The following is a 23,130-nucleotide window of genomic DNA, read 5'->3' on the forward strand; positions in this document are numbered from 1 at the left end:
CTGCTAAAGCGACAGCCCCATTCCATTACTTAACGTATGAAGCTCCTATTTCTAGTGCTTTTTTGTTAACTTCAAAGAATTTCTCTTTTCCATGTTCTCTTAAAGATTGAAGTAAAACTTCCATAGTAACTATGTTAGTTTTAGCAACTAATGCTCCTAAAAGAACCATGTTAGCTATTTGCTTGCTTCCTATATTAGCTGCTTCAGTTTGAGCTGGTATTTTTATAACTTCTACATCATCTCTTGCTGGCTCTCTGTCTATAAGGTCGCTATCTATTATTAGTAATCCACCTTTAACTAATTCTTTCTCAAACTTGTCAAGAGATGGTCTGTTCATAACTACAACAGATGTTGGCATAGTTACTATTGGAGAACCTACTTGATCATCTGTAAGAATAACAGAACAGTTAGCAGTACCTCCACGCATTTCTGGACCATAAGATGGTAACCATGAAACGTTCATATTAGCATCCATTCCAGCATAAGCTAAGAATTTTCCCATGGATAATATTCCTTGTCCACCAAATCCTGCAAAGATTATTTCTTGTGATGCCATATTACTTTACCTCCTCAGTGGTATCTTTTTTAACACCTAGAGTATAGAATGGCATCATGTTGTCTCTTAACCATTTCATTGACTCGTTTGGTGATAGTCCCCAGTTAGTTGGGCAGATTGAAAGTACTTCAACTAAAGAGAAGCCTTTTCCATCTATAGCATTTTGGAATGCTTTCTTTATAGCTTTTTTAGTTTTCATTACATTTGGAACGCTATCAGCTGATACTCTTTCAACATAACAAGCTCCATCTAATGTTGCTATCATTTCCGATACTCTTATTGGGTGTCCTTGAAGTTTCACATCTCTTCCATATGGAGAAGTTTCTGTAACTTGTCCTGGAAGTGTTGTTGGAGCCATTTGTCCACCAGTCATTCCATAGATACAGTTATTTACGAAGATAGTAACAATGTTTTCTCCTCTAGTTGCAGCATGAACTATTTCAGCTGTTCCTATAGCAGCAAGGTCTCCATCTCCTTGGTATGTAAATACTACTGAATCTGGGTTTGATCTTTTTATTCCAGTTGCAACTGCTGGTGCTCTTCCGTGAGCTGCTTGGAACATATCACAAGCAAAGTAGTCATATGCTAAAACTGAACATCCAACTGGTGCTACCCCTATTGCTTTATCTAAAACGCCTAATTCATCTAATACTTCTCCCACTAATCTGTGGATTGTGCCGTGAGTACATCCTGGACAGTAATGGGTAGGTACATCTAACATTGCTTTAGTTGGTTCAAAAACTATAGCCATTATTTAGCACCTCCTACAATTTTCTTAACATTTTCTAATATTTCTGCTGGGTTTGGAACCATACCACCAGATCTTCCAAAGAAGTGAACTGGCTTTCTTCCTTCAACAGCAAGTCTTACATCCTCAACCATTTGACCACAACTAAGTTCAACTGAAAGGTATCCAAGTTTAGTATTGTTTACTGTTTTCTCGAAAGCTTCAGTTGGGAATGGCCATAATGTTATTGGTCTGATTAAACCAAGTTTTATGCCTTCTTTTTCAGCTAACTTAACAACGTTCTTGCATATTCTTGAAGTTGTTCCGTAAGCAACCATCACTAAATCATTTTCTCTATCACAGTTAAATAATTCATACTTAACTTCATTTTCTTTTATAGCTTTATATTTTGCTTGAAGGTGCTCGTTATGCTTTTCTAAGCCTTCTGGTGCAAGATATAAAGAGTTAATTACATTATGCTGTTTTCTTCCATTTAAGCCATTAGCAGCCCAAGTTTTTTCAGGAAGGTTTTTAGCTTCTCTTTCCTTAAACTCTACTGGCTCCATCATTTGTCCAAGCATACCGTCTCCCATAATCATTACTGGAGTTCTGTAGTTATCAGCTACATCAAAAGCATCTTGAACTAAATCAACCATTTCTTGAATTGATGCCGGAGCATAAACTGGCATATTAAAATCTCCGTGTGCTCCACCTTTAGTTGCTTGGAAGTAGTCAGATTGTGCTGGTTGAATACCACCAAGTCCTGGGCCACCTCTTACTATGTTTACGATTACACATGGTAGCTCAGCACCCGCTATATAAGATATTCCTTCTGCTTTTAAGCTTATTCCTGGAGAACTTGAAGATGTCATACATCTTATTCCTGTACCTGCTGCTCCATAAACCATGTTTATAGCCGCAACTTCACTCTCTGCTTGTAAGAATGTTCTTCCTATTTTAGGCATTCTTCTTGAAAGATAAGCTGAAATTTCTGTTTGTGGTGTTATTGGATATCCAAAGAAACATTGACAACCTGCTTTAATGGCAGCTTCACCAATAGCTTCATTACCCTTCATTAATACTTTTTCTGACATGGGTATTTACCTCCTTTATTATTTCTCAACTGTGATTACAAGGTCTGGGCACATTTTGCCGCATGAAGCACAGCCGATGCATTCTGACATTTTTTCCTCAGTTACTGTTGCTGGATGATAACCTTTAAGATTTAGCTTTTCTGAAAAGCTAATTATCTTCTTAGGGCACACAGCGATGCAGTGACCGCATCCTTTACATCTTTCTTCTCTAAAGAATACTCTTGACATAACTTCTACCTCCTTAAATAATGAACAAGTTATTAGGTCGTTAAAGTGCCGAAGCAATTTATATTATAGTAAATTAAATAAAACTTTACATACATACAAATAACTCTTAAGCCACTAAAGCTCTTAAGATATTCATATATAAAATTTTAATTTTACAAGCTTAAGCTTTAATTATTTGTTGCTTGTACACCTTTATTTTACTAGTTGACACCCTCAGTGTCAAACTAGTCGCAAATATTTAACAATTCTAATATTTTCCATTAGGTTTATTGTTCCCATTTTCTCCATGGTGGTAACATAAAAATTTCTATAGGGAATACTTCTCCTTGGACCTTACCACTTATTTCTTCTACTTTATCTTTAGTGCAAACTGTATAGCTGTGAGGAATTCCGATTTCCTTTGAAAGTTTTGAAACTTCCTCATCACCTTTAAGTATATGCTCTACAGTTGTCTCATATGACAAGTTAGTATTTGATATAAGATGTGTCACCTTAAGTCTTGATGATCCTTCTATTTCTCCAATATACTCCTTAGTATCCTTATCATTTGAAGTAAAAGGTCTATTTTGATTTACTACAAAGTACATATCATAAGGTTCTTCTCTAAAGAATCTATTGTACTGTCCAAGAGCTATTGCTCCTGCACCATCTCCACCTACATCAAACACTACCTCATAACTCTTATCATTAAATACAGATATAACCTCAGCTGGTACTACCATAAGTTCTGCATTTACAAAATCAGGATTAGAGGAAATGACACGAATGCCATATTCCCCTAACATATCTTTCAGATCTCTAACGCAGAAATAAGGGTTTACTATATCTAAATCTACAATTGCTACTTTTTTTCCTTGCTTTGCTAAGTCAATGGCATAATTTATTGCAATTTCTGTCTTACCACTTCCGAAATGTCCTGTAAAAACCCTAATTCTACTCATTTATATCACCCTTTTTTATTTAATAATGAACAAATTCATTTTGTACTATTTATATTCTTTAGCTGCTTCTTCGCCTCTTAGTACTCTTAATCCACCTTCAGCAAGTGCAAGTATTTCATCTTCTCCTGGATAAACTACCACTTGAGATATGAATTCTACTCTTTCTTTAATATAGTTTACAAGATTTTTAGAGTATGCAATTCCACCAGTAAGAATAATTGCGTCTACCTTACCGCTTAGTACTGCTGCACATTTACCTATTTCTTTAGCTACTTGATAGCCCATTGCATCATAGATTAACTTAGCCTCTGCATCTCCTGCAGCTGCTCTTTCATCTACAGCCTTAGCATCGTTAGTTCCAAGGTAAGCTACTATTCCACCTTTTCCAGTAATCATTTTCTTGATTTCTGCTTCTGAATATTTACCACTAAAGCAAAGTTTTACTAAATCTCCCACTGGAACTCCACCGCTTCTCTCTGGTGAGAATGGACCTTCTCCATCTAAAGCATTGTTCACATCCACAACTCTTCCTGCCTTATGTGCTCCAACAGAGATTCCTCCCCCTAAGTGAGCAACTATTAAGTTTAATTCATTGTAGTCTTTATTGTTTTCCTTTGCATATCTTTTAGCAACAGCTTTTTGGTTTAATGCATGGAAAATACTCTTTCTTTCTATTTCTGGCATTCCTGATACTCTTGCTACAGCTTCCATTTCATCAACAACCACTGGGTCAACGATGAATGCTGGTACATTTAATTCTTTAGCAATCTCATTAGCAATGATTCCACCTAAGTTAGAAGCATGTTGTCCTTGAACTCCAATTTTTAAGTCTTCAAGCATTGTATCATTAACTGCATAAGTTCCACCTTCGATAGATTTTAAAAGTCCACCTCTACCTACAACTGCACTTAAAGTTTTAATATCAAAGTTTTTCTCCTTTAATACATTTAAGATAACATTTTTTCTGAATTCAAATTGGTCTACGATAGTTGGATACTCACCAATTTCTTCTGCTGAGTGTCTTAAAGTTTCGATTAATATTTCTTTATCGTCTTCATAAACACCAATCTTTGTTGAAGTTGAACCTGGATTCATAATTAATAATCTGTAAGCCATCTTATGTTCCCCCTATTATTTAGCCTCTGCAACTAATGCTGCTAGAGCTATAGAATTCATTTTTGTTTCTGGAGAGTCTGCTCTTGAAGTAACTATAACTGGTGCAGCTGCTCCAGCAAGTAAGCCACCACTATGAGAGTCTGTGGTATATGTTAAGCATTTATACATTGCATTACCTGCTTCAATGTTAGCCATTAATAATATATCTGCTTTTCCTGCTACTGGACCTGATATTTTCTTATGATGTGCTGCCTCTTCAGAAAGAGCATTATCAAGTGCTAATGGTCCATCAATGATACATCCTTTTATTTGTCCTCTTTCGCTCATTTTAGAAAGATTTGCTGCATCTAGAGTTGCTGGCATTGCTGGGTTTACCACCTCAACTGCACAAACTGGAGCAACCTTTGGAACTTCTATATCTAAAGCATGAGCAACTTGTACTGCATTTTTAACTATATCAACCTTTTCCTTTAATTCTGGGTACATGTTAAAGGCAGCATCAGTTATAAATAGTAATCTATCATAACCAGGAACTTCAAATACTGCAATGTGTGACATTTGTTTTCCTGTTCTAAGTCCTACTTCTTTGTTTAGTACAGCTCTTAAGAATGATGCAGTGTCGATTAGACCTTTCATCATCATATCGGCTCTTCCACTTGAAACAAGCTTAACAGCCTCTAGTGCAGCTGCATTCATATCCTTAACATCAATAACTTCATATTCATTGATGTCCATTCCAATGCCCTGTGCAATTTTAGTTATTTCTTCCTTATCACCTACAAGAATTGCATTAGCTATTCCATTAGCTTTTGCATCTCTTACAGCTTCTAACACTGGTTCATCTTGAGCCACTGCTACTGCTACAGTTTTCATTTTTTGAGACTTTACTTTTTGAATTACTTCATTAAATGTTCTGATCATCTGCTGATCCCCCTTAACTTATGTTAAATAATAAATAAGTTTATTTGTTTAACCACTTTAAAAGTGGGTTCTACCGTTGTAATGGATTAACAATTTATATTATAGTGTGATTAAAATTTAACTTCATTTTCATATATTTTAGCTACTTCTTCACCCTTAACAACTCTTAAAGCTCCTTGTGCAAGGGCAAGCATTTCATCTTCACCTGGAACTAGTTCCACAGGTGCTATAAAGCTTACATACTCACTTATCCAGTTAGTTAATCTCTTATTATGTGCAAGACCACCGGTTAAGATTATTGCATCTAATTTTCCACAAAGAACTGTAGCCATAGCTCCAATTTCTTTTGCAAGTTGATATGCCATTGCTTTAAAAATTAATTCAGCCTTTTGGTCTCCCTCTTCTATTCTCTTATCCACTACTCTACCATCATTAGTTCCAAGATAGGCAACAAGTCCACCTTGTCCTGTAATTTTCTTTTTTAGTTCTGGTAAAGTATACTTACCAGAAAACGCAAGCTTTGCTAAATCTCCTACTGGAAGCCCTCCAGTCCTCTCTGGTGAGAACGGACCTTCTTCATTTGCATTGTTGCAATCTAAAAGTCTTCCATCTTTTACTGGAGATACAGTTATTCCTCCTCCAATGTGAGCTACAACAAAACTACTATTATTAAGGTCTAAGCCTCTTCTTTGACAAACTCTTCTTGTTACCGCCTTTACATTTAAGGCATGAACTAAAGATTTTCTAGTAATCTCAGGAAGTCCAGATATTCTAGCCACCGCTTCAATCTCATCAACTGCTACTGGGTCAACTATAAAGGCAGGAACATTAATCTTTTGTGCAATTTCCTTAGCTATTATTCCACCAAGGTTTGATGCATGTTGTCCTTGATAGCCTTCCTTAAGGTCTTCTATCATTTTTTCTGTAACCGTGTATGTACCACCTGGCATTGGTCTTAAAAGACCTCCCCTACCAACTACCGCTACTAAGTCCTCAAGGCTTATATTATTCTGTCCTAACCACTTAAGAATTACTTCTGATCTCATATCCTTTTGCTCGTATATGTGTTCAAACTTCTTAATTTCTTCAGAACTATGAGATAAATTTTCATCTACAACACAGGTTTCCCCTTGAAATACTGCTATTTTAGTAGACGTAGACCCTGGATTAATTGCTAGTATATATTTTTTCTCCCCCATTGTTAAAACCCCCATAAAATTTAAGTTTAATTATATTAGCTTACTTTGCCTAAAAACTTTAATAAACCAATATAAGATTCTGTGTAAAAGTTAAACCTTTACTTTTCTATAGCACTTACTTTTCTAAAATATGATTTAACTTTTCCCCAAGTACATTTTAACAAATAATCATTATCAATATCAAGGATATTATATAGTATGTTAAAATATAAATTTGTTTAAATTGTGAATTTTTGTACATATTATCCTTTTAAGTTCCTTCAACTCCATAATATCATATACTCTTTGACCTTTGTCAGTCCTTTATTAAATTCTTCCATTAGGTACAAATAAAAGCTATGAAACGAAGAATTTTCTTTCTTTATTTCATAGCTTTTAGAGTTAATAATCATTTTACATGACTTAAACTTTTCATAATTTGTATACTAAATTAGAGGAGCAAATTCCTTCATTATAGTCTCTGCAACCCTTAATCCATCTACTGCTGCTGATACTATTCCACCAGCATATCCAGCTCCTTCTCCACAAGGATAAAGTCCATTTACTGATATACTTTGTAAATTTTCATTTCTATCTATTCTAACTGGTGCTGAAGTTCTAGTTTCTATTCCTGTAAGAATAGCATCACTAGCTGCAAAGCCTTTTATTTTATTATCAAACACAGGTAATGCCTCCTTCAATGCTTCTATTACATAAGAAGGTAAACACTGTGACAGATTTGCAAAAGTTGTATTTGGGCTATAAGTTGGCTTTACACTGCCAAACTTTGTAGATTTTTTATCTTTTAAAAAATCTCCTACTAATTGCAGTGGAGCATTATAATTTTCTCCTCCTACCTTATAAGCAAGACTCTCATAATGCCTTTGAAATTCTATTCCTGCTAAAGGATGTTTAGACCCAAAGTCTTCTGGTGACACTGAAACTACTATAGCTGAGTTTGCATTTTCTCCATCTCTTTTATAGTAACTCATTCCATTAACCACCACTGTTTTTTCTTCAGAAGCAGCCGCAACTACATGGCCTCCAGGACACATACAAAAGCTATAGACTGACCTGTTTAGCTTTTCACTGGTGTAAGTAAGTTTATAATCTGCCGCTCTTAGTTTTGGATGGGCAGCAAACTTACCATATTGATTTTCATCTATTAAACTTTGTAAATGTTCTATTCTAGCACCAATAGCAAAAGGTTTTGGTGACATAAATACCCCTCTGTTATATAACATTTCGTAAGTATCTCTAGCACTATGCCCAAGAGCTAAGATCACATTATCACAAGGAATTCTCTCCCCATTAACTATAATCTCTTTTAACTTGCCATCTTTTACTATTAAATCCTCAAGTTTATTTGAAAATCTTACTTCTCCACCTAAGCTCTTGATCTTTTCTCTAATATTTTTCACTACTATCTTTAATATATCTGTACCTATATGAGGCTTTCCCATATAAGTTATTTCTTCTGGAGCACCAGCTTTTACAAGCTCTTCAAGAACATAGTCACATCTAGTATCCTTAATTCTAGTGGTAAGCTTTCCATCAGAAAAAGTTCCTGCTCCACCTTCTCCAAACTGTACATTGGACTCTGGGTTTAGCTCTCTACCATTCCAAAATTTATTTATACTTTCCGTTCTTTTATCAACGTCTTCTCCACGTTCTAAAATTAAAGGCTTATATCCCCTTTGAGCCATAAGAAGGCCAGCAAACAATCCTGCTGGCCCCATACCTACAATTATTGGTCTCTCATTGATTTCTTTACTTCCAAACTGGAATTCAGCATTATAGCTTTTTTCTTGAATTTTTATATCCTTATCCTTTGCTCGCTCTACTACCTTGTCTTCATTATGGCAAACCACTTCAACAGAGTAATTGATTTTTATTAAATTCTTCTTTCTAGCATCAATAGATTCCTTTACAATTTTAAACTCTTTTATTTCATCTTCTCTTATTTTTAACTTTTTTGCGACTTTTAGTTTTAAATCTTCTATATTCTCATCTATGTCTAATACTATATTACTTACTTTAATTGACATTATCGCTAATTACCTCCGCTGTTTTTTTAATTGTAGCCTTAACTTCTGTTAAAGATTGCGAAACCTTCTGCACATTGTTTGGTATACCTGAAACAGCTACCTGCACTGTATGGTCTCCCTCAACTAACCCATTTAAATCTACTACAGCTGATAAAGATTCTTGTGTAATTTTATTTAATTCGCTATCTATCCCTGATAAAACCACATCAACAGTAGTTTTATCTAGAGTTGCTGCAAAATTGTTCCCTAAATTCTTTGAGTTGATAGTAACCTTAAAAGTTTTCTGTGAAGGCTTTTTAAGGGTAAGCTTCACCTTAACGGTATTTACGTCCCCATTTATTCTAATTCCTTGTGGTAGTTGAAGCTTTACATCAATAGTAGAGTCTTCTTTTATTTTACTTAAGTCAATAGGCTCTGTAGAAATGGAACTTAGCCCATTAATTATGTCATTGCTTCCAATAATCTCTACCTTCTTAGGATTCACTTCAATAGCTTCTACAGGCACTCCCGTTGGAGTTCCTCCTGTGGTTTTCACTTCTATATCTACGGCTTTCCCCTTTTTCACTGGAATCTTCACTTGTACATTTTCTGGTGATATTTTAACATTTTCAACTTCTCTGCCACTACTATCTAGCGCCTTTAGTTTAGCACTCTTTTCTATATCCACATTAGCATTGGTTATATCAACGTCTGCTACTATACTTGCTACCTTATCAATATATGTCTTAGCACCAGATACTACTGCAACTGACGAAGAAACTACTGGCCCATCAGCATAGAATCCTTCTGTTGTTCCCCCAATTATCTTTGGAGTTATAGTTAATTCCTTAGAAGTTAAGGTGTCCAAATTAACCTTTACAGATAAGCTATCACCATTGACTATGGTAATGCTTCCTCCAATATTGGTAGAAGTTTCCCTAATTTCTACAGGCACCCTATATTCTCCTGATTTTAATGCATACTTTCCTAAATCAGCTACCAATTTAAAATCCCTATTTTTGTCTATATTATTCACTATGGAACTAGGACCTTTTACGGTTAAATTAACAGCAAATTCCTGGTCTGGCATTAAAGTTAAGTTTGACTGGGAAAGTACCTCTTCATTTACAATACTAACTGGTACGTATCTAATGGTTTGAGTAGTTGTAGGATTTTCAATAGTACGAATGTATATCCATAACGCTAAAGAGACTATGACGCAGCAAGCTTTTATTACGATATCTTGTCTTTTTTGCTTATCCATCCCTTAACCCTCTCTTTAAGTGAAATTTTCTTATTTTGTCTGCTCTTCATAATTTTTACTAGTATAGTTCTAAGCTTTTCCTTATCATAATTTCTAAGAAGTCTTCCGTTGACAGCTAAAGAAATTACTCCTGTTTCTTCTGAAACTATTATGGTTAAACAGTCAGTGATTTCAGTTACTCCGATTCCTGCTCTATGTCTGGTGCCTAACTGCTTATTTAATTTATCATTAGCTGTTAAAGGCAAAAAGCATCCTGCAGCTATAATTCTATCATTTCTTATAATTGTTGCTCCATCATGAAGAGGAGTATTAACAACAAATATGTTTTGTAGCAGTGCCGAAGAAACCTCTGCATCAATTTTTGTACCGGTATTTATAATATCACTTAACCCTGTTTTTTGTTCAATTACGATGAGGGCACCAGTTTTTTCCTCTGCTAATTGTTCCACTGCATTAACAATTTCATTAATTACCCCATGCATAACTTCCTCATCTTCATAAATAATTTTTTCTACGAAAGAAGTTCTTCCAATGTGTTCTAGAGCTTTTCTTATTTCTGGCTGGAATATAATCACTATGGAAATTACGCTGATGGTAATAGTCTTCTCCAATATCCAAAGAAGCATGTTTAGATTAAAAAAGTCACTTATAGGTATCAATAAAAATATTAAAATAATTCCTTTTAAAAGTTGTTCTGCCCTAGTTTCTTTTATTAAGCTGTATCCTTTATAAAATATATAAGAAACTACTAGTACATCCACTAGGGAATATAAGTTAAAACCTTTTAGGCTATTAAATATTACATTAAGTCCGTTCATGTAGTTATCACCTCTTCTCCATATCTATTATAATTATACACTATTAACCCTATTTATAATACAGTACTCTTAATATTTATATTCGTAAAAATTTAAATAACATGAATATTTTTCACCTAAATATAATATAAAGAATTATAAAATTAACTTTAGGCATATATGTTGTTTATTTTATGCCTTAGATTATAAAGGGGGAACCAGTAACATGAAAACTGAAAATCTACAAAAGCTTCAATTAGGTGCCAAGTATCTTGCTTTTTTCACTGTAGCAGTTGGGTTATTTTTATTAAGCTATAGTTTTTTTAGTAAAACTGCTTATAAAGGCTATGATAGATACCTTGTTAATACAATTTCTCAAATCCAAAAGATTAATGATAGATGTAAGGACTTTACTACTTCTGATTCTATTGAAAAGGAAAAAGCAATAAAAAAGCTACCCTCTATCAACTCTGACTTAAATGGTGTAAGAAATGATTTAATAGAAAAAAAGCCAGAGGAAAATAACGAAAACTATAATAACTTATTAAAAGGTGTTGAGAATAATATTTTAATAATACAGCAATTAGAAGCTATGGTTAATAATCCAATGGGAAAGGATATTGATAAAGCTAGTGAAAATTTAAAAATCTATGGAGATACTGCAAATAATTACTATAGTTTACTATCTATAAAAAATATAAATTTCTCCATAGGAAAACAATTATCCCTTACCCTTGACAACACTATAAACTTTTGCAGAACCTCTAACAACTTGTTAAAACAAGCTGAAATTAAAGTGGATCAAAACAGTAGCTTTGTAACTAAAATAGATGAGTTAAACTCTTTATTTCAAAAGAATAAAATAGATTATTATCCTGAAGCTTTAAAAGCAAGAAAAAATCAAATTAGCTATGAATTAATAATTTCAAGCATTGATAAAACCATACTTGAGATTGAAAATATTAAAGCTGCCTTAGATGGAATGGTTGTTCCAAACGGTACTTCAGAGCTATATAAAGGTTTTAATACGGCTGTTGATGAATACTATGATTATCTAAAAAACACTAAATATGCTATCGCAACAGAAAGTGTCCATAATTTAAAAGGAGACGCTAAGGAAGAATTCTTAGATACCTTGTATGTTGATTCTAAAAAAGTATTTAGTGAGGTTGAAGTTAAACACAAATCCTTTTTGAAAGAATATGAGAAATTTAAAAAGAACAAATAAAATTCAATTTCACGTATTATTAATGACTTTTAGGGAACTATATGAAGTGAAAGAGGAGATGAGTTTTATGAAAAAATTAATAATTGGTATATTGCTTATTGTTGGTTTTACTGGTATACCATCCCTTGAAACTGATACTTTAAACAGATTTAACCCTGGTAGACTTCAAGTAATTAACTACCTTCCATAACATATAGTTCTCTATTTTTCATTTAATTAATACTAGTTTAGTCAACCTTGCTATGATACTTAAATATCATAGCTTTTATTTCACAGTCTTTATTGTATTCTATATAAAATAAAAGCATTAAGAGTTTCCTTGCCCTTAATGCTTTTTACTATTAGAATCAAATATATTTTTCTGATTACTTGTTTTTCCCTAAGTTATCAATGTAAGAAACTGCACTTAAAGCTGCTACCAATCCTTCTCCTGCTGCTTTAATATATTGATAAGGTCTTCCTGTACAATCTCCTGCTGCATAACAGCCTTTTAAATTTGTTGCCATATGTCTATTTACCTTTATATGTCCTTCTTCAGTTTCAAGTCCTGCTACTAACTGTTTTGGAGATATAGTTTCTCTTAAAATAAACACTCCATCAGCTACTAGAGTATCCTTTAAAAATACTACTTCTTTTTTATCTCCTTGCTCTCTAATTTCCTTTGGCACTGCTTTTACAACTTCAATGCCTTCACCAAGGTTATAGCTTCCATTGTATAGCGGAACATAATAAAGCTTATTACATATTTCCTTAACGTAGTTTGCTTCCTCTTCTGCACTTTCACCTTGAGCTATGATTATTACATCCTTGCCTTTATAAAGTGGAGCATCACAAGTTGCACAATAGCCTACGCCTCTACCTAGTAATTCTTCTTCTCCTATATATGGCTTTGCATATTCAATTCCTGTAGCTAAAATTAGGGTAGTAGCTTCGTACATTTTTTCATTTACCATAAGAGCATAAAACTCTCCCATAGCATATACTGCATTAATTCTTTCCTCTGTAATAGAAATATCCATGCTGTGAATATGGTCTAAAAATTTATCTTTTAAATCACTACCACTTACACCATGCAATCCTAAATAGTTGTCTATTCTAGGAGCTTTAGCAAGCTTTGTACTTAAATTGTTTGTTCCAAAGATAATTACACTTTTGTTTCTTATTTTACAGTTAATTGCAGCCTCTAATCCTGCTGGTCCTGTACCTATAATTGCTACATCATATCTTTTTTCCATTTTATCACCTACTATTATATATTTTTTCGCTAAATAACTTTTAGTATTCCCAATTCAGGTATGTATAATTGAATATTATTAACACTTTGTTTAGTGAACTCTTTAAATCTACGTCACTCGCCGTTCTTACATTTATCCCCAACACACTTAATTCTAAGGATTATATTTAATACTTCTATTAACAATAGTTTTATTTATGAATTAGGATAAAATAATCCACCACTTAAATCTTATTAAGTGGTGGCATAGTTTTATTCGTATTTTTGTAATGCTGCTTTTAATTGCTCTTTTGGTCTAAAGCCTACCATAGTTTCTACAGGATTTCCGTTTTTGAATACCATTAAAGTTGGTATGCTTGCTACTCTAAATTCTTGAGCAATAAGTGGATTATCATCTACGTTAAGCTTTGCAAATATAATTTCTCCCATTTCATTTGAAAGTTCCTCTACTATTGGAGCTACCATTTTACAAGGTCCACACCATGGAGCCCAAAAGTCCACTACCACAGGCTTATCAAAATTAGCAATTTCAGTCTTAAAGTTAATATCTCTTAATTCTATCATTGTAATATATCCCTCCAGTAAAATTATTGAATAACGAACAAAATTGTTCTATGTTATAGGTAACCAAAGTTAAAACTTAACTTATACACCAGCCCTACCCTAGTTCCCTTAAGGGTTTATGAAGCTGAATAAGTTAAAATTCTATCACGGAACCCTATTTAAAGCCAATTTATTAATATTATTTTGTCCTAAAAGTATATTAAAATACTAAGCAAATATTACTGATTTATAATACTCTTTATAACAGTATTATTATATTGTGAATTTTTATATTCACTAACTAAAATCTTTGCATATTGCTTTGATTTTTCTTTATCTAAATCTTTATTTATTATGGCTAGGCTATAAAGGGTAGCTTCAAAATAATCTCCCTTATTATATTTATTTATGTAAAGCTCATAATATTTATTTGCATTTTCAATATCATAGATTTTCTCATAAGAAAATCCTAACATATAAATTATGTGTTGATTTAAATAGTTTCCTTCGCTGTATTTATATATTCTACTAAAATTACTCACCGCTTGTTTATAATCTTTGTTTTTTATTTGGCTCATTCCTAAATTATAAAAGTGCTCCACTCCTGAAGCTTTTACTTTTTCTTCTACTCTTACTAATAAAGCTTTTTCATTTAAGGTAAGCTCCTTATTACTATAGGTTTCTAGGTAACTTAATAATTTTTCATAATCATTATTATCTAAATTCTTAGTCACTGCTCCAAAATCTAAGGCTGCTTTACCTTCCATGTTTGAACTATTTTGCTCCTGTTGAGCTTTAGGCTGTTCTTCCTTAGCGTTTTCATTACTGCTTTCATTATTTAAAGAGTTTTTTACCCCTTCCTTAGAGGCATTATTATCATTAACTATTTTATTCTGTTCTACTTTGTTTTTGGTAAACTTATCTAATACATTTATTGATTTTATCATATCCTTATTATAATAAACAACTGCTAAAACTAGTAATAAACCTGCAATAATACATCCAGCATAGATTTTTCTAGTGTTAACTTCCTTTTTTATAACTCCAATATCCATTAAAGTTTTCTTTGTGGCTAAAGCCATTGAATTTACCTTATCTATTTTAAGTATTTCATTAATATAATGATTACACTTATCATATTCCCCTAGCTTCACATAGCAGTAAGCAATATAATTCCAAAGATTAATCACATTAAAATGAGATTTCTCGCACTCCTTAAATACCTCTAAAGCCTGATGAATTTTAATTTCTTTATAATACCCCACACCTTTAGTAAAAAGCTCTAGCATCTCCCTATCCTTTTTACTATCATCCAAGTACTTCCTTGAAATTCCATCTTCATTAAGCTTACAATTAATTCTCCAGGTAACCTGTGCTTCTTCTAAGTTTCCCCTCACATACTGTATTAATCCTTTTAAATTTAAGGCTGGTGAATAATCTCTGGATATAGCTAAGCTTTTTTCACAATACTCTAAAGCCTTTTCAATATACCCATCACAATAATACTCCATTGCTTTTGCATAGTACTTTTTTGTTTTCTCCATAAGTTCACCACCTAAAAATATTAAAATCTCACCTAATTAATATATCAAATTTTTACAATAAAAGATATATTGAAAAATTGATAAAAAAAAAGTTCTCCTAAAATTAATAGAGAACCTGTATTAAACATATATTTACTTAACGATTTGAAAAACCTTAACTTAAGACTAAATTTTCCTTTTCCTTTTTATCTTCCATGTAGTTATCTATAGTTTCTTTCCTTTTACCAGTTTAATGCTTGTTATGTATTGGTATTTCTATTCTTAAGATTATTAATGAAAAGCAAAAATGGCTTATCTAAAATAATCATGCAACCTCCATAAATTACAAACAGTATTTTTGATATTAAGTCAACTCTATTGTTCATACCCCCACCAATTATGCTATGTAACCTAGTATAGGGTATAACCATAATCCCCAATCCAATTATAGCACATACAGCACTGTTCATAGCTTCTATTATATTCATCTCTTCTGTATCAACTTTTTTTGTGCTCTACCTATTAAATTATACATTAAAGCTGACACTACAATACTTCCAAACCAAATAAAACAAAAATAAATTTCATAATCTAGTATATAAAATAAAATAGTTGTAATTGTAGCAAAAGTTACACAACCTATACTAAAACTTTTTTCACTCCTTTTATTTCCCACATATAATCTTAAAAACATAAAAACTTTTCCTATAATTAGGCTTATAGGTACCATAATAGTTAATAAGTACCCATTTTGCAATGTTAAATATTCCATTTTAAACTCCTTTAATCATATGAATTATTTCTTAATCACTTGTAACAACTATCAACACTATACAAAATCAAAATAATTATATTAAACTTATGGCATATTTAATAGTAATTTAATCTATAATTTTACTAATAAAATAGTTTACTATAAAGGCTTGTCTTGCAATATTTATGCAAAACAAACCTTAATTTTAATTATATATTAAATTCCTATGATATATCTACCCATCCATTATTTGCTCTGCAATCTCTTGCATCTATGAACTTCGCTAGTTGATTTCCTGGATCTGTAGTCCAGTATAAAACTTCAAAGCCTATTCCAGCTAAAGTACAAACTCCAGATGCAATCGAAGCTGCAATACCTTTTCTTATTAAAGAACTTTTAAGTTGGGAAGAAAACATAGTCGCTGCTGCCCTTTTCCCATATGTTGATGCTAGTTTTCTTAAAAATCCACCTGCTGCATAAGCAGATCCTCCAGTAAGTGTCATTAATGCTAAATTTACTGCTCCACCAAATAGCCAATTTGGCACGCCTAATCTCCCATCAACGTATTACATTTCCTCTCCATCGATATCTACAAAACTTTGTCTGATATTCTAAATAACAAACTATATTTCTACTATTTTTTATTTCCCCTAATATAAATTAATAAATTTGCAATTATAGAAATAAGATCAAAAAGCAAAAATTATTATTAATACTTTTCTATAAAAAACAACACTTGTAATGTTATTTACACCAAATAATATAATTATAAAAATAATTGGTACTAAAGTAAAAAAAGCGTTACTTTTTCTTTATGCTTTTAGTTAAATAAATATCTATTACCTTTTAAACTCATTTATCCAATTGCAAAAATTGATTTATATATGTATATAATCATAAATATCCATGCAATTGACATTAACACCTGACTTACCATAGCCAATGCCATTAATACCTTAACATCTAGAATATTTATATCAGTATAATTTCCTTCTAAGAACTTTAATACGTATTTATTTGCTTGCATTTCATTATGTATACCTATTGTTAGTCTAATTACTGAAGCTAATATAAATATTAAAAGAAAAACTTTTTTAAAAAGAATATTGGCTAATCCAGTTGTTATATCAAAATTATTAAGTATTATTAGAAATACTACAATTATATATGCTGGCATTACTATTACTCTATTAATTACAAGTACAGGTAACGTAATTTTAGTAACTTTATTCAAGAAACTTTTATTGTTGTATTCTATATAATGTCCTGCTTCATGAAGAGCTGCAATAAAGTATTCTAAGTTATTACTAATTTTACTTTTGACCTTAATAATATTTCCAATAGGACTAAAAGAAAAATTATTCTCTATATCAATTTTTGGAGGAGGTATAGTATTTATCTCACACATTTCATTTATATAGCCCTCAATTTCCTTATGACTATTGATAGTGAATTTTTTCTTACTTCTCTGGAACTGCAACACTAACATAAAAATTAAACTTAATATGAAAAATAACATATACATCAAAATTACTCCTCTCAAAACATATGTGAAGTTATGTATTTTTAATAATCTCTATACTTCTTTTAGTTATTGCACTAATGCTAATACCAATAAACATTCCTACCACTTTGACTATATTACTTTCTCTAGTTAACTTTTCACATATTATTGCTAAAAATATAGTTATTATCAATCCCACTATAAAAAAAATCTTTGCATTTCCTACGCTTTTTATATTAAATACACTCATTAATTTTTCTGCATTTCTTTTATTTTGTAAAGTAAACTCTAATATAAAAAATCCTATTATCCAAAATAATAGCCCAGCTGCCATACTCAATTTTATTACCTCCATCAAACTATCTACATTTAAGATTTAAATGTAGTATATAACGTACTACGAAAAAATAGTTTATATGCTAAGAATTATAATATTAAAAATACTATTTAAGAAGGCTACTAAATTTACATACCATTCTTCTAAACCTAAAGATATTCAGGCATTTAGCTAACATCATTTCTGCAAAACATTATAAATTCTCCTCTTGATGACTTTGAAAAATATCATATCACACTACTTGTGGGAGATTTTACATTTTTTTGTGAGACACTCATATTATTATTTTAATTACAATTCCTTTATATAAAAAGAAGCTCTTCAAATTAGAGCTTCTCATCATAAATTTCTATTCCATAGACAAATAGTTTCAGTAAATTCTTTAAATAATTTAAAATAAACTAATTTTTATTTCGCTTTAAAATTAGTATAGTTGCAGCTAATATTGAAAAAATCATTGGTGCTAAAACAAATGGTAGACTTTCTGGTTTACCTGAATTTACACCTATTATAATAACAAATATTGTGACTACAATAGTGATTAAAGCCATTATCAATAAAATTAGCGATTTTAACTTTTTATTTTCTTTTTCTTCAGCCACATATTTTTCATTCATTTTATATTTATCTCCTCTTTATTTTAAGTAATTGAATGCTGCTATAACAATGGTTGTGGACACACCTACTGACTGTCCTACTACTGCTGCTACTCCTACTGCACCTAATTTTCTAATAAGTGTCTTGAATGTAAATCCCATAATTTTAGCCGCAAGTCCAAGCTGCCCATATACCAAAGCTACAGTTAAAGCAGCACCTACTGCTACACATGCACCTATTACTAAAAGCTTGTTCTGCCAAGACATCCCTCCATCAAGATATTCCATTTCGTCGCTATCAATGTCTACGAAACTGTTTGGTAATTGTAATGCATATTTTCTTTCTAATACAAATGTACTCATTTTGTATTTCCCCCTTTTATATTTTAACATTTTTATATATTAAAGGCATCTGCAGCTGCCTCTAATTGCTAATTAAACTTAATTCCTATTTGTTCCATAAAGTATTTCATATAAGTTATTTTTTCATATTTCACTCTAGTTTCTGTTACCATTCCTAAGGTTAGTTTTACTTTTTCACCTTTTTTATCTTCTAGATAATCTTTTTCAGGTTTTACCTTAACTTTAAAAAATACATTGCCTTTTTCATTATCTATAGTGGCATCCTCATCTATCTCTGTAACTTTGCCTTTCAAAGTTCCATATTCTGCTTGATTTAAGCCACCAACCCCAAGAGCTACTTCATCTTCTACATGTATTCTTGGTCTATCAGTACTAGGAATAAGGGTTTCTATTATTATATTTTCATTTTGGGATGAAATTGTCCCTAGAAGACTTCCACCTTGTATAACCATCCCCTTGTTTAAGGGCATATTTAAATGAAATTTTCCACTAGATGGAGCATAGAGCTTATACTCATCTGTTGATTTATCAATTGAGTCTTTTTGATTTTCAATTTTGCTCTTTTCCATTTCTAACTGATTTCTTTCATTTGTGAAGGATAAGATTGTTTCATAATATACTTGATCCTTCTTAACCTTTGATTGCTCTTTGTATTGTTTTATTTGTTCTTCTGTATATTGTTGCTTTTTAAGTGCTTCTTCATCTACATTAAATTCCTTTAATTTCACATAACTGCTTACAATCTTATTGTAAAATTCAATTTCCTCTGGCTTATCTTTTTTAAAGGTATTAGTTCCTTTTGTTGCTTCACTTTCAGCTCTTTTTAAAAGTTCTATTCTTTTATTTAAAATCTCTAACTGACCTTCTACTTGCTGAAGTTGATACTTTGGCTCTGGTGAATTAAATACCAAAAGCACATCTCCTTCTTTTACTTCTTTGCCTTCTTCAATATGAATTTCTTTTATTTCTCCTGAGACCTTAGCCATTAGGTTATGTTTATTCTCAGAGGTTACAATGCCTTGCCCTTTAACAATAAAGGTCTTTACTGATTTTGTGCTCCAGAAAAGAAACCCTATAATTAAAGCTAATACAACTAAAGTTATATACATCATAAACCTTGGTGGTTTTTTATCATAAAGAAGTTTGCTATCTGTGATTTCATTTAAATTATAGACCATCTGAAGCTAATGCCTCCTTCTCTACCTCCATAAATACATCAGCCACCACTTTTCCATCCTTGTTTTCTACAAAAACTGTATAGCTATCTCCCTTAAGCTTTATATCTTTTTCAAAAGCATGCAGTTGAAGCTTTGAATAAGCGAATTGAAGGTTTTCCTCTTTTTCTGAGTACCTAGCAAAAAGGCAATTTGTAACTCTTATTTGCTTTTCTATACTGTAAGGTGTTTCTACATTGTAGACTGGATTTTTTAGCTGCACCATAAACTTAAGTATAATTTTAGCTTGTCCACTTTCGGTGATTTCTGCACGAGAGTAATTTATCATTGGTCCTAAAATAGCATTTCCTTTTGATTTTATATAACTTTCCATCATATGACCAACTTTATTTATATCAGTAAACTCACTTTCAGAGACCTCTCTAACAAGTACATTATTTAGCTTTAATACTTTGTTTTCTCTTAATATTATTTTCTCAATTGTATTCATATTCTTCCCCTTCCTCCACCTGCTCATTTAATGGTGCTTTAGAATCTATTTCTTTATTAATCACTTGTTCACTTCTGACCTTTTCTTCAATGCCCTTTGTTTCTAGCTCCCCAACTTGACTTACATAAAGCTTATAATAGTAACCCTTTTTCTTTAAAAGACTTTCATGATTTCCTTCTTCAACAACCTTTCCATTATCCATTACGTATATAACATCGCAATTTCTAATGGTAGATAGTCTATGAGCAATTATAAGCATGGTTAGGTTTTTCCCTTTAACGAATAAGGTGTCATAAATTTTTGCTTCACTTATAAAGTCTAAGTTGCTTGTTGCTTCATCAAGGATTAAGAATTTTGATTTTTTAATTAACGCTCTTGCTAGTGCTAATCTTTGTTTCTCTCCTCCTGATAGCCCTCCACCAGCTTCATCTAAGAAGGTATCATATTTAGCTGGAAGTTTTTCTATAAAGGAAGTACAACTTGCATTTTCACAAGCAGTTTTAATCTCTTCATAAGTTGCTCTTTCCTTACCTAAAACTATATTTTCTCTTATAGACCCTGAAAATAGTTCTATATTTTGTGGCACATATGCTAAAGCTTTTCTTAAGGAATAAATATCCAATTCCTCTATGTCATAACCTGATAATCTAATTTTCCCTTCCTCTGGTGTATAATACTTTAAAAGAAGTTTTGATATAGTTGTTTTTCCACTTCCCGATTCGCCAACAAGGGCAACCTTTTTACCCTTTGGTATTTTTATGCTAACACCTTTAAGTACTGGTGCTCTGCTTCCATATCTAAAGGTTACATTTTCTAGTTCTATATCTCCATCAATAGCTTCAATACTTACCTTATCCTCTTCAACTTGTTCCTTATCAACCTCATAAATCTCAGATATTCTCTTTAATGATATACTGGCTTCTTGTATGCTAAGCTGAAGTCCAATAAGTCTTCCTATGGGCTCCATGAAGTATCCTGAAAGGGAAGTAAAGGCCATAAGGCTTCCTAAAGTGATTTTTCCATCTATAACTAAAGTTGCTCCTATATACATAAGAATTAAGTTTCCTATAGTTGAAACTCCAGAGGAAATGGAGCCTTGAATATTAGATAGTACTCCTTCTTTGAAGGCAATCTTTAAATTTTTTATATATTCATTCTCAAGCTTTTCAATACTTTTATCTTCCGCAGCCAAAATCTTTAGAGTTTCAACTCCCTTTAAGCTCTCAATAATATGACTATTTAACCTTGCTCCTGCTTCCATTTGCTTTAAATTAATTTTCTTATAAGGCTCTTTAAATATATAAATAAGAGCTGCACTGACAACTGTTAGTATTGCAATAACAATAAATAATGTACTGTTCATTATGTATAATATCACTGCTGAAACTGTAGCTAAGATCACATCCATTATTAAGGATAGTGATATTGAAGTAAGTACATTTTTAATGGTAAAAGCATCACTAAATCTTGTTAAAATATCCCCAACTTTTCTTGTAGTGAAAAAATTCATAGGAAGTTTATATACATGTTTAAAATATCCTAACAGTAAAGGGATATCAATTTTTTGTGACAGATATAAAAGCATATGCTGCCTTATTGCAGATAAAATTATTTGTGTAATTCCAAGGACTAAGAAAGCTATGACAAAAACCTTAAGCTGATTTTTTAGTCCATAGGGCAATATTTCATCCATCAAAAACTTATTAAAAAATGAAGATGCTATTCCTAGCACTGTTAGAATAATTGATCCAATAATACTATAAATAAACAATGCTTTTTGTGGTAATAGCAAACTTATAAATTTGGACAGCATACTACCACTTTTATTTTTCCCTGGTGAAAATTCATTGTTAGGTGCCATTAAAAGAATTACTCCATCAAAATCCTTGAAAAATTCCTCAACAGTTTTCTTTTCTACACCTTTTGCAGGATCTAAAATTGTTACCTTGTCTTTTTTTATTTTATGAATAACTACAAAGTGGCTTAGACCTTCACTAGTAATAACATGTGCAATTGCTGGAAGTGTATATTTACTTACAAAACCTTCTTTGTCCACTCTCACAGCCTTAGTGTCAAAACCAAATTTTTTAGCTCCTTGCTCTAAGCCCTTTAAGGTTGTCCCTTTTATATCAGTGCCAAGTATATCCCTTAGCTTTGTTATCGTTATTTCTTTTTTATAATACATACAAACTGTTGCAAGGCACGCAGCTGCACAGTCTGTCATATCATGCTGCCTTACTAAATATTTCTTATACCCCACTGTTTAATCCCCTTTAATACCATATTTTATAAATTTAAATAATAATTTTTCTAATCTTCATATCCTGTATTTTAATACTTCAAGTAATTATAGAAACATTATTTAAGTTATTTTGAATCCTAACTTTATATTTTTATAACTTGTAAAATTTATTATATAACAGTACCCATAATATCGCAACAATTATTTTTATTATTTGTATCTATCGTATTTCTATGAAACACTGTAATTTTGTAATTATATGTTATACCCATTATTTAAAATCATACCAATT

At 31.7% G+C, this 23,130-nt stretch carries 26 protein-coding genes; 2 read left to right on the top strand and 24 right to left on the bottom strand.

Annotated features, from left to right (window positions below; genetic code table 11):
* Window positions 1-25: 25 nt before the first annotated feature.
* From B3040_RS01890 to cdaA, 11 genes are all read right to left on the bottom strand, one after another.
* Window positions 26-556 (bottom strand): 2-oxoacid:acceptor oxidoreductase family protein, encoded by a 531-nt coding sequence (locus B3040_RS01890; RefSeq protein WP_291569625.1) that lies wholly within the window; start codon window positions 554-556, stop codon window positions 26-28.
* Window position 557: 1 nt separating this feature from the next.
* Window positions 558-1,307: a thiamine pyrophosphate-dependent enzyme gene (locus tag B3040_RS01895; protein WP_291569627.1), complete on the bottom strand. Its 750-nt coding sequence runs from the start codon at window positions 1,305-1,307 to the stop codon at window positions 558-560.
* The gene (locus tag B3040_RS01900) at window positions 1,307-2,377 is read right to left on the bottom strand and encodes a 3-methyl-2-oxobutanoate dehydrogenase subunit VorB (protein WP_291569629.1); all 1,071 of its coding nucleotides are present in this window, start codon (window positions 2,375-2,377) and stop codon (window positions 1,307-1,309) included. The genes B3040_RS01895 and B3040_RS01900 overlap by 1 nt, the downstream gene beginning before the upstream one ends.
* Before the next feature lie 18 nt (window positions 2,378-2,395).
* On the bottom strand, window positions 2,396-2,605 hold the full coding sequence (locus B3040_RS01905) for a 4Fe-4S dicluster domain-containing protein (RefSeq protein WP_021281244.1): 210 nt from the start codon (window positions 2,603-2,605) through the stop codon (window positions 2,396-2,398).
* A gap of 266 nt (window positions 2,606-2,871) precedes the next feature.
* Window positions 2,872-3,546, bottom strand: a complete 675-nt coding sequence (locus B3040_RS01910) for an ATP-binding protein (RefSeq protein WP_291569635.1) — start codon at window positions 3,544-3,546, stop codon at window positions 2,872-2,874.
* A 45-nt stretch (window positions 3,547-3,591) separates the two neighbouring features.
* Entirely contained in the window at window positions 3,592-4,662 is a 1,071-nt protein-coding gene (buk, locus tag B3040_RS01915) for a butyrate kinase (protein WP_291569637.1), read from the bottom strand.
* A 15-nt stretch (window positions 4,663-4,677) separates the two neighbouring features.
* Window positions 4,678-5,583: a phosphate butyryltransferase gene (gene ptb / locus B3040_RS01920; RefSeq protein ID WP_291569639.1), complete on the bottom strand. Its 906-nt coding sequence runs from the start codon at window positions 5,581-5,583 to the stop codon at window positions 4,678-4,680.
* Between the two features lie 110 nt (window positions 5,584-5,693).
* Window positions 5,694-6,782 carry a butyrate kinase gene (buk, locus tag B3040_RS01925; protein WP_291569641.1) on the bottom strand — a complete coding sequence of 363 codons (1,089 nt, stop codon included), beginning with the start codon at window positions 6,780-6,782 and terminating at the stop codon, window positions 5,694-5,696.
* Between the two features lie 425 nt (window positions 6,783-7,207).
* Entirely contained in the window at window positions 7,208-8,809 is a 1,602-nt protein-coding gene (locus B3040_RS01930) for an NAD(P)/FAD-dependent oxidoreductase (RefSeq protein WP_291569642.1), read from the bottom strand.
* Window positions 8,799-10,052: a CdaR family protein gene (locus B3040_RS01935; RefSeq protein WP_291569644.1), complete on the bottom strand. Its 1,254-nt coding sequence runs from the start codon at window positions 10,050-10,052 to the stop codon at window positions 8,799-8,801. Before B3040_RS01935 ends, B3040_RS01930 begins: the two co-directional genes overlap by 11 nt.
* Entirely contained in the window at window positions 10,022-10,870 is an 849-nt protein-coding gene (gene cdaA, locus B3040_RS01940) for a diadenylate cyclase CdaA (protein WP_291569646.1), read from the bottom strand. The genes B3040_RS01935 and cdaA overlap by 31 nt, the downstream gene beginning before the upstream one ends.
* Window positions 10,871-11,075: 205 nt before the next feature.
* Here cdaA and B3040_RS01945 point away from each other — a divergent pair, with 205 nt between their 5' ends.
* Window positions 11,076-12,077 carry a hypothetical protein gene (locus B3040_RS01945; RefSeq protein ID WP_291569648.1) on the top strand — a complete coding sequence of 334 codons (1,002 nt, stop codon included), beginning with the start codon at window positions 11,076-11,078 and terminating at the stop codon, window positions 12,075-12,077.
* 67 nt (window positions 12,078-12,144) lie between these two features.
* Window positions 12,145-12,267 carry a hypothetical protein gene (locus B3040_RS01950; RefSeq protein ID WP_291569650.1) on the top strand — a complete coding sequence of 41 codons (123 nt, stop codon included), beginning with the start codon at window positions 12,145-12,147 and terminating at the stop codon, window positions 12,265-12,267.
* 175 nt (window positions 12,268-12,442) lie between these two features.
* On the opposite strand, the gene B3040_RS01955 is transcribed toward B3040_RS01950, so the two are convergent.
* The 13 genes from B3040_RS01955 to B3040_RS02015 form a co-directional block, all read right to left on the bottom strand.
* Window positions 12,443-13,312, bottom strand: coding sequence for an NAD(P)/FAD-dependent oxidoreductase (locus tag B3040_RS01955; protein WP_291569652.1), 870 nt, complete (start codon window positions 13,310-13,312; stop codon window positions 12,443-12,445).
* Window positions 13,313-13,563: 251 nt separating this feature from the next.
* Complete coding sequence (gene trxA / locus B3040_RS01960; RefSeq protein WP_291569654.1) at window positions 13,564-13,875, bottom strand: thioredoxin; 312 nt, start codon at window positions 13,873-13,875, stop codon at window positions 13,564-13,566.
* Window positions 13,876-14,093: 218 nt separating this feature from the next.
* Window positions 14,094-15,398 (bottom strand): tetratricopeptide repeat protein, encoded by a 1,305-nt coding sequence (locus tag B3040_RS01965; RefSeq protein ID WP_291569656.1) that lies wholly within the window; start codon window positions 15,396-15,398, stop codon window positions 14,094-14,096.
* Between the two features lie 239 nt (window positions 15,399-15,637).
* The gene (locus B3040_RS01970; protein WP_291569659.1) at window positions 15,638-15,865 is read right to left on the bottom strand and encodes a hypothetical protein; all 228 of its coding nucleotides are present in this window, start codon (window positions 15,863-15,865) and stop codon (window positions 15,638-15,640) included.
* Window positions 15,862-16,149, bottom strand: a complete 288-nt coding sequence (locus B3040_RS01975; protein WP_291569661.1) for a hypothetical protein — start codon at window positions 16,147-16,149, stop codon at window positions 15,862-15,864. Before B3040_RS01975 ends, B3040_RS01970 begins: the two co-directional genes overlap by 4 nt.
* 206 nt (window positions 16,150-16,355) lie before the next feature.
* Window positions 16,356-16,676 carry a hypothetical protein gene (locus B3040_RS01980; RefSeq protein ID WP_291569664.1) on the bottom strand — a complete coding sequence of 107 codons (321 nt, stop codon included), beginning with the start codon at window positions 16,674-16,676 and terminating at the stop codon, window positions 16,356-16,358.
* A gap of 311 nt (window positions 16,677-16,987) precedes the next feature.
* Complete coding sequence (locus B3040_RS01985; RefSeq protein WP_291569666.1) at window positions 16,988-17,620, bottom strand: hypothetical protein; 633 nt, start codon at window positions 17,618-17,620, stop codon at window positions 16,988-16,990.
* Window positions 17,621-17,687: 67 nt separating this feature from the next.
* On the bottom strand, window positions 17,688-17,975 hold the full coding sequence (locus B3040_RS01990; protein ID WP_291569668.1) for a hypothetical protein: 288 nt from the start codon (window positions 17,973-17,975) through the stop codon (window positions 17,688-17,690).
* Between the two features lie 398 nt (window positions 17,976-18,373).
* Window positions 18,374-18,589 carry a hypothetical protein gene (locus B3040_RS01995; RefSeq protein ID WP_291569670.1) on the bottom strand — a complete coding sequence of 72 codons (216 nt, stop codon included), beginning with the start codon at window positions 18,587-18,589 and terminating at the stop codon, window positions 18,374-18,376.
* Window positions 18,590-18,607: 18 nt separating this feature from the next.
* A complete protein-coding gene (locus tag B3040_RS02000) occupies window positions 18,608-18,931 on the bottom strand; it encodes a hypothetical protein (RefSeq protein WP_291569672.1) in 324 nt (107 codons plus the stop codon).
* Between the two features lie 68 nt (window positions 18,932-18,999).
* On the bottom strand, window positions 19,000-20,109 hold the full coding sequence (locus tag B3040_RS02005; RefSeq protein ID WP_291569674.1) for an HlyD family secretion protein: 1,110 nt from the start codon (window positions 20,107-20,109) through the stop codon (window positions 19,000-19,002).
* The gene (locus B3040_RS02010; RefSeq protein WP_291569676.1) at window positions 20,099-20,596 is read right to left on the bottom strand and encodes a hypothetical protein; all 498 of its coding nucleotides are present in this window, start codon (window positions 20,594-20,596) and stop codon (window positions 20,099-20,101) included. The genes B3040_RS02005 and B3040_RS02010 overlap by 11 nt, the downstream gene beginning before the upstream one ends.
* A complete protein-coding gene (locus B3040_RS02015) occupies window positions 20,583-22,856 on the bottom strand; it encodes a peptidase domain-containing ABC transporter (RefSeq protein ID WP_291569678.1) in 2,274 nt (757 codons plus the stop codon). The genes B3040_RS02010 and B3040_RS02015 overlap by 14 nt, the downstream gene beginning before the upstream one ends.
* Window positions 22,857-23,130: the final 274 nt, after the last annotated feature.

This window comes from Clostridium sp. UBA4548 (assembly GCF_002387895.1).
Taxonomy (GTDB): domain Bacteria; phylum Bacillota; class Clostridia; order Clostridiales; family Clostridiaceae; genus Clostridium_J.

Bases quoted from the DNA above. Each gene is read 5' to 3' on its own strand.
- B3040_RS01890 (WP_291569625.1), bottom strand. From the start codon at position 556: ATGGCATCACAAGAAATAATCTTTGCAGGATTTGGTGGACAAGGAATA.
- B3040_RS01895 (WP_291569627.1), bottom strand. From the start codon at position 1,307: ATGGCTATAGTTTTTGAACCAACTAAAGCAATGTTAGATGTACCTACC.
- B3040_RS01900 (WP_291569629.1), bottom strand. From the start codon at position 2,377: ATGTCAGAAAAAGTATTAATGAAGGGTAATGAAGCTATTGGTGAAGCT.
- B3040_RS01905 (WP_021281244.1), bottom strand. From the start codon at position 2,605: ATGTCAAGAGTATTCTTTAGAGAAGAAAGATGTAAAGGATGCGGTCAC.
- B3040_RS01910 (WP_291569635.1), bottom strand. From the start codon at position 3,546: ATGAGTAGAATTAGGGTTTTTACAGGACATTTCGGAAGTGGTAAGACA.
- buk (WP_291569637.1), bottom strand. From the start codon at position 4,662: ATGGCTTACAGATTATTAATTATGAATCCAGGTTCAACTTCAACAAAG.
- ptb (WP_291569639.1), bottom strand. From the start codon at position 5,583: ATGATCAGAACATTTAATGAAGTAATTCAAAAAGTAAAGTCTCAAAAA.
- buk (WP_291569641.1), bottom strand. From the start codon at position 6,782: ATGGGGGAGAAAAAATATATACTAGCAATTAATCCAGGGTCTACGTCT.
- B3040_RS01930 (WP_291569642.1), bottom strand. From the start codon at position 8,809: ATGTCAATTAAAGTAAGTAATATAGTATTAGACATAGATGAGAATATA.
- B3040_RS01935 (WP_291569644.1), bottom strand. From the start codon at position 10,052: ATGGATAAGCAAAAAAGACAAGATATCGTAATAAAAGCTTGCTGCGTC.
- cdaA (WP_291569646.1), bottom strand. From the start codon at position 10,870: ATGAACGGACTTAATGTAATATTTAATAGCCTAAAAGGTTTTAACTTA.
- B3040_RS01945 (WP_291569648.1), top strand. From the start codon at position 11,076: ATGAAAACTGAAAATCTACAAAAGCTTCAATTAGGTGCCAAGTATCTT.
- B3040_RS01950 (WP_291569650.1), top strand. From the start codon at position 12,145: ATGAAAAAATTAATAATTGGTATATTGCTTATTGTTGGTTTTACTGGT.
- B3040_RS01955 (WP_291569652.1), bottom strand. From the start codon at position 13,312: ATGGAAAAAAGATATGATGTAGCAATTATAGGTACAGGACCAGCAGGA.
- trxA (WP_291569654.1), bottom strand. From the start codon at position 13,875: ATGATAGAATTAAGAGATATTAACTTTAAGACTGAAATTGCTAATTTT.
- B3040_RS01965 (WP_291569656.1), bottom strand. From the start codon at position 15,398: ATGGAGAAAACAAAAAAGTACTATGCAAAAGCAATGGAGTATTATTGT.
- B3040_RS01970 (WP_291569659.1), bottom strand. From the start codon at position 15,865: ATGAATATAATAGAAGCTATGAACAGTGCTGTATGTGCTATAATTGGA.
- B3040_RS01975 (WP_291569661.1), bottom strand. From the start codon at position 16,149: ATGGAATATTTAACATTGCAAAATGGGTACTTATTAACTATTATGGTA.
- B3040_RS01985 (WP_291569666.1), bottom strand. From the start codon at position 17,620: ATGTTAGTGTTGCAGTTCCAGAGAAGTAAGAAAAAATTCACTATCAAT.
- B3040_RS01995 (WP_291569670.1), bottom strand. From the start codon at position 18,589: ATGAATGAAAAATATGTGGCTGAAGAAAAAGAAAATAAAAAGTTAAAA.
- B3040_RS02000 (WP_291569672.1), bottom strand. From the start codon at position 18,931: ATGAGTACATTTGTATTAGAAAGAAAATATGCATTACAATTACCAAAC.
- B3040_RS02005 (WP_291569674.1), bottom strand. From the start codon at position 20,109: ATGGTCTATAATTTAAATGAAATCACAGATAGCAAACTTCTTTATGAT.
- B3040_RS02010 (WP_291569676.1), bottom strand. From the start codon at position 20,596: ATGAATACAATTGAGAAAATAATATTAAGAGAAAACAAAGTATTAAAG.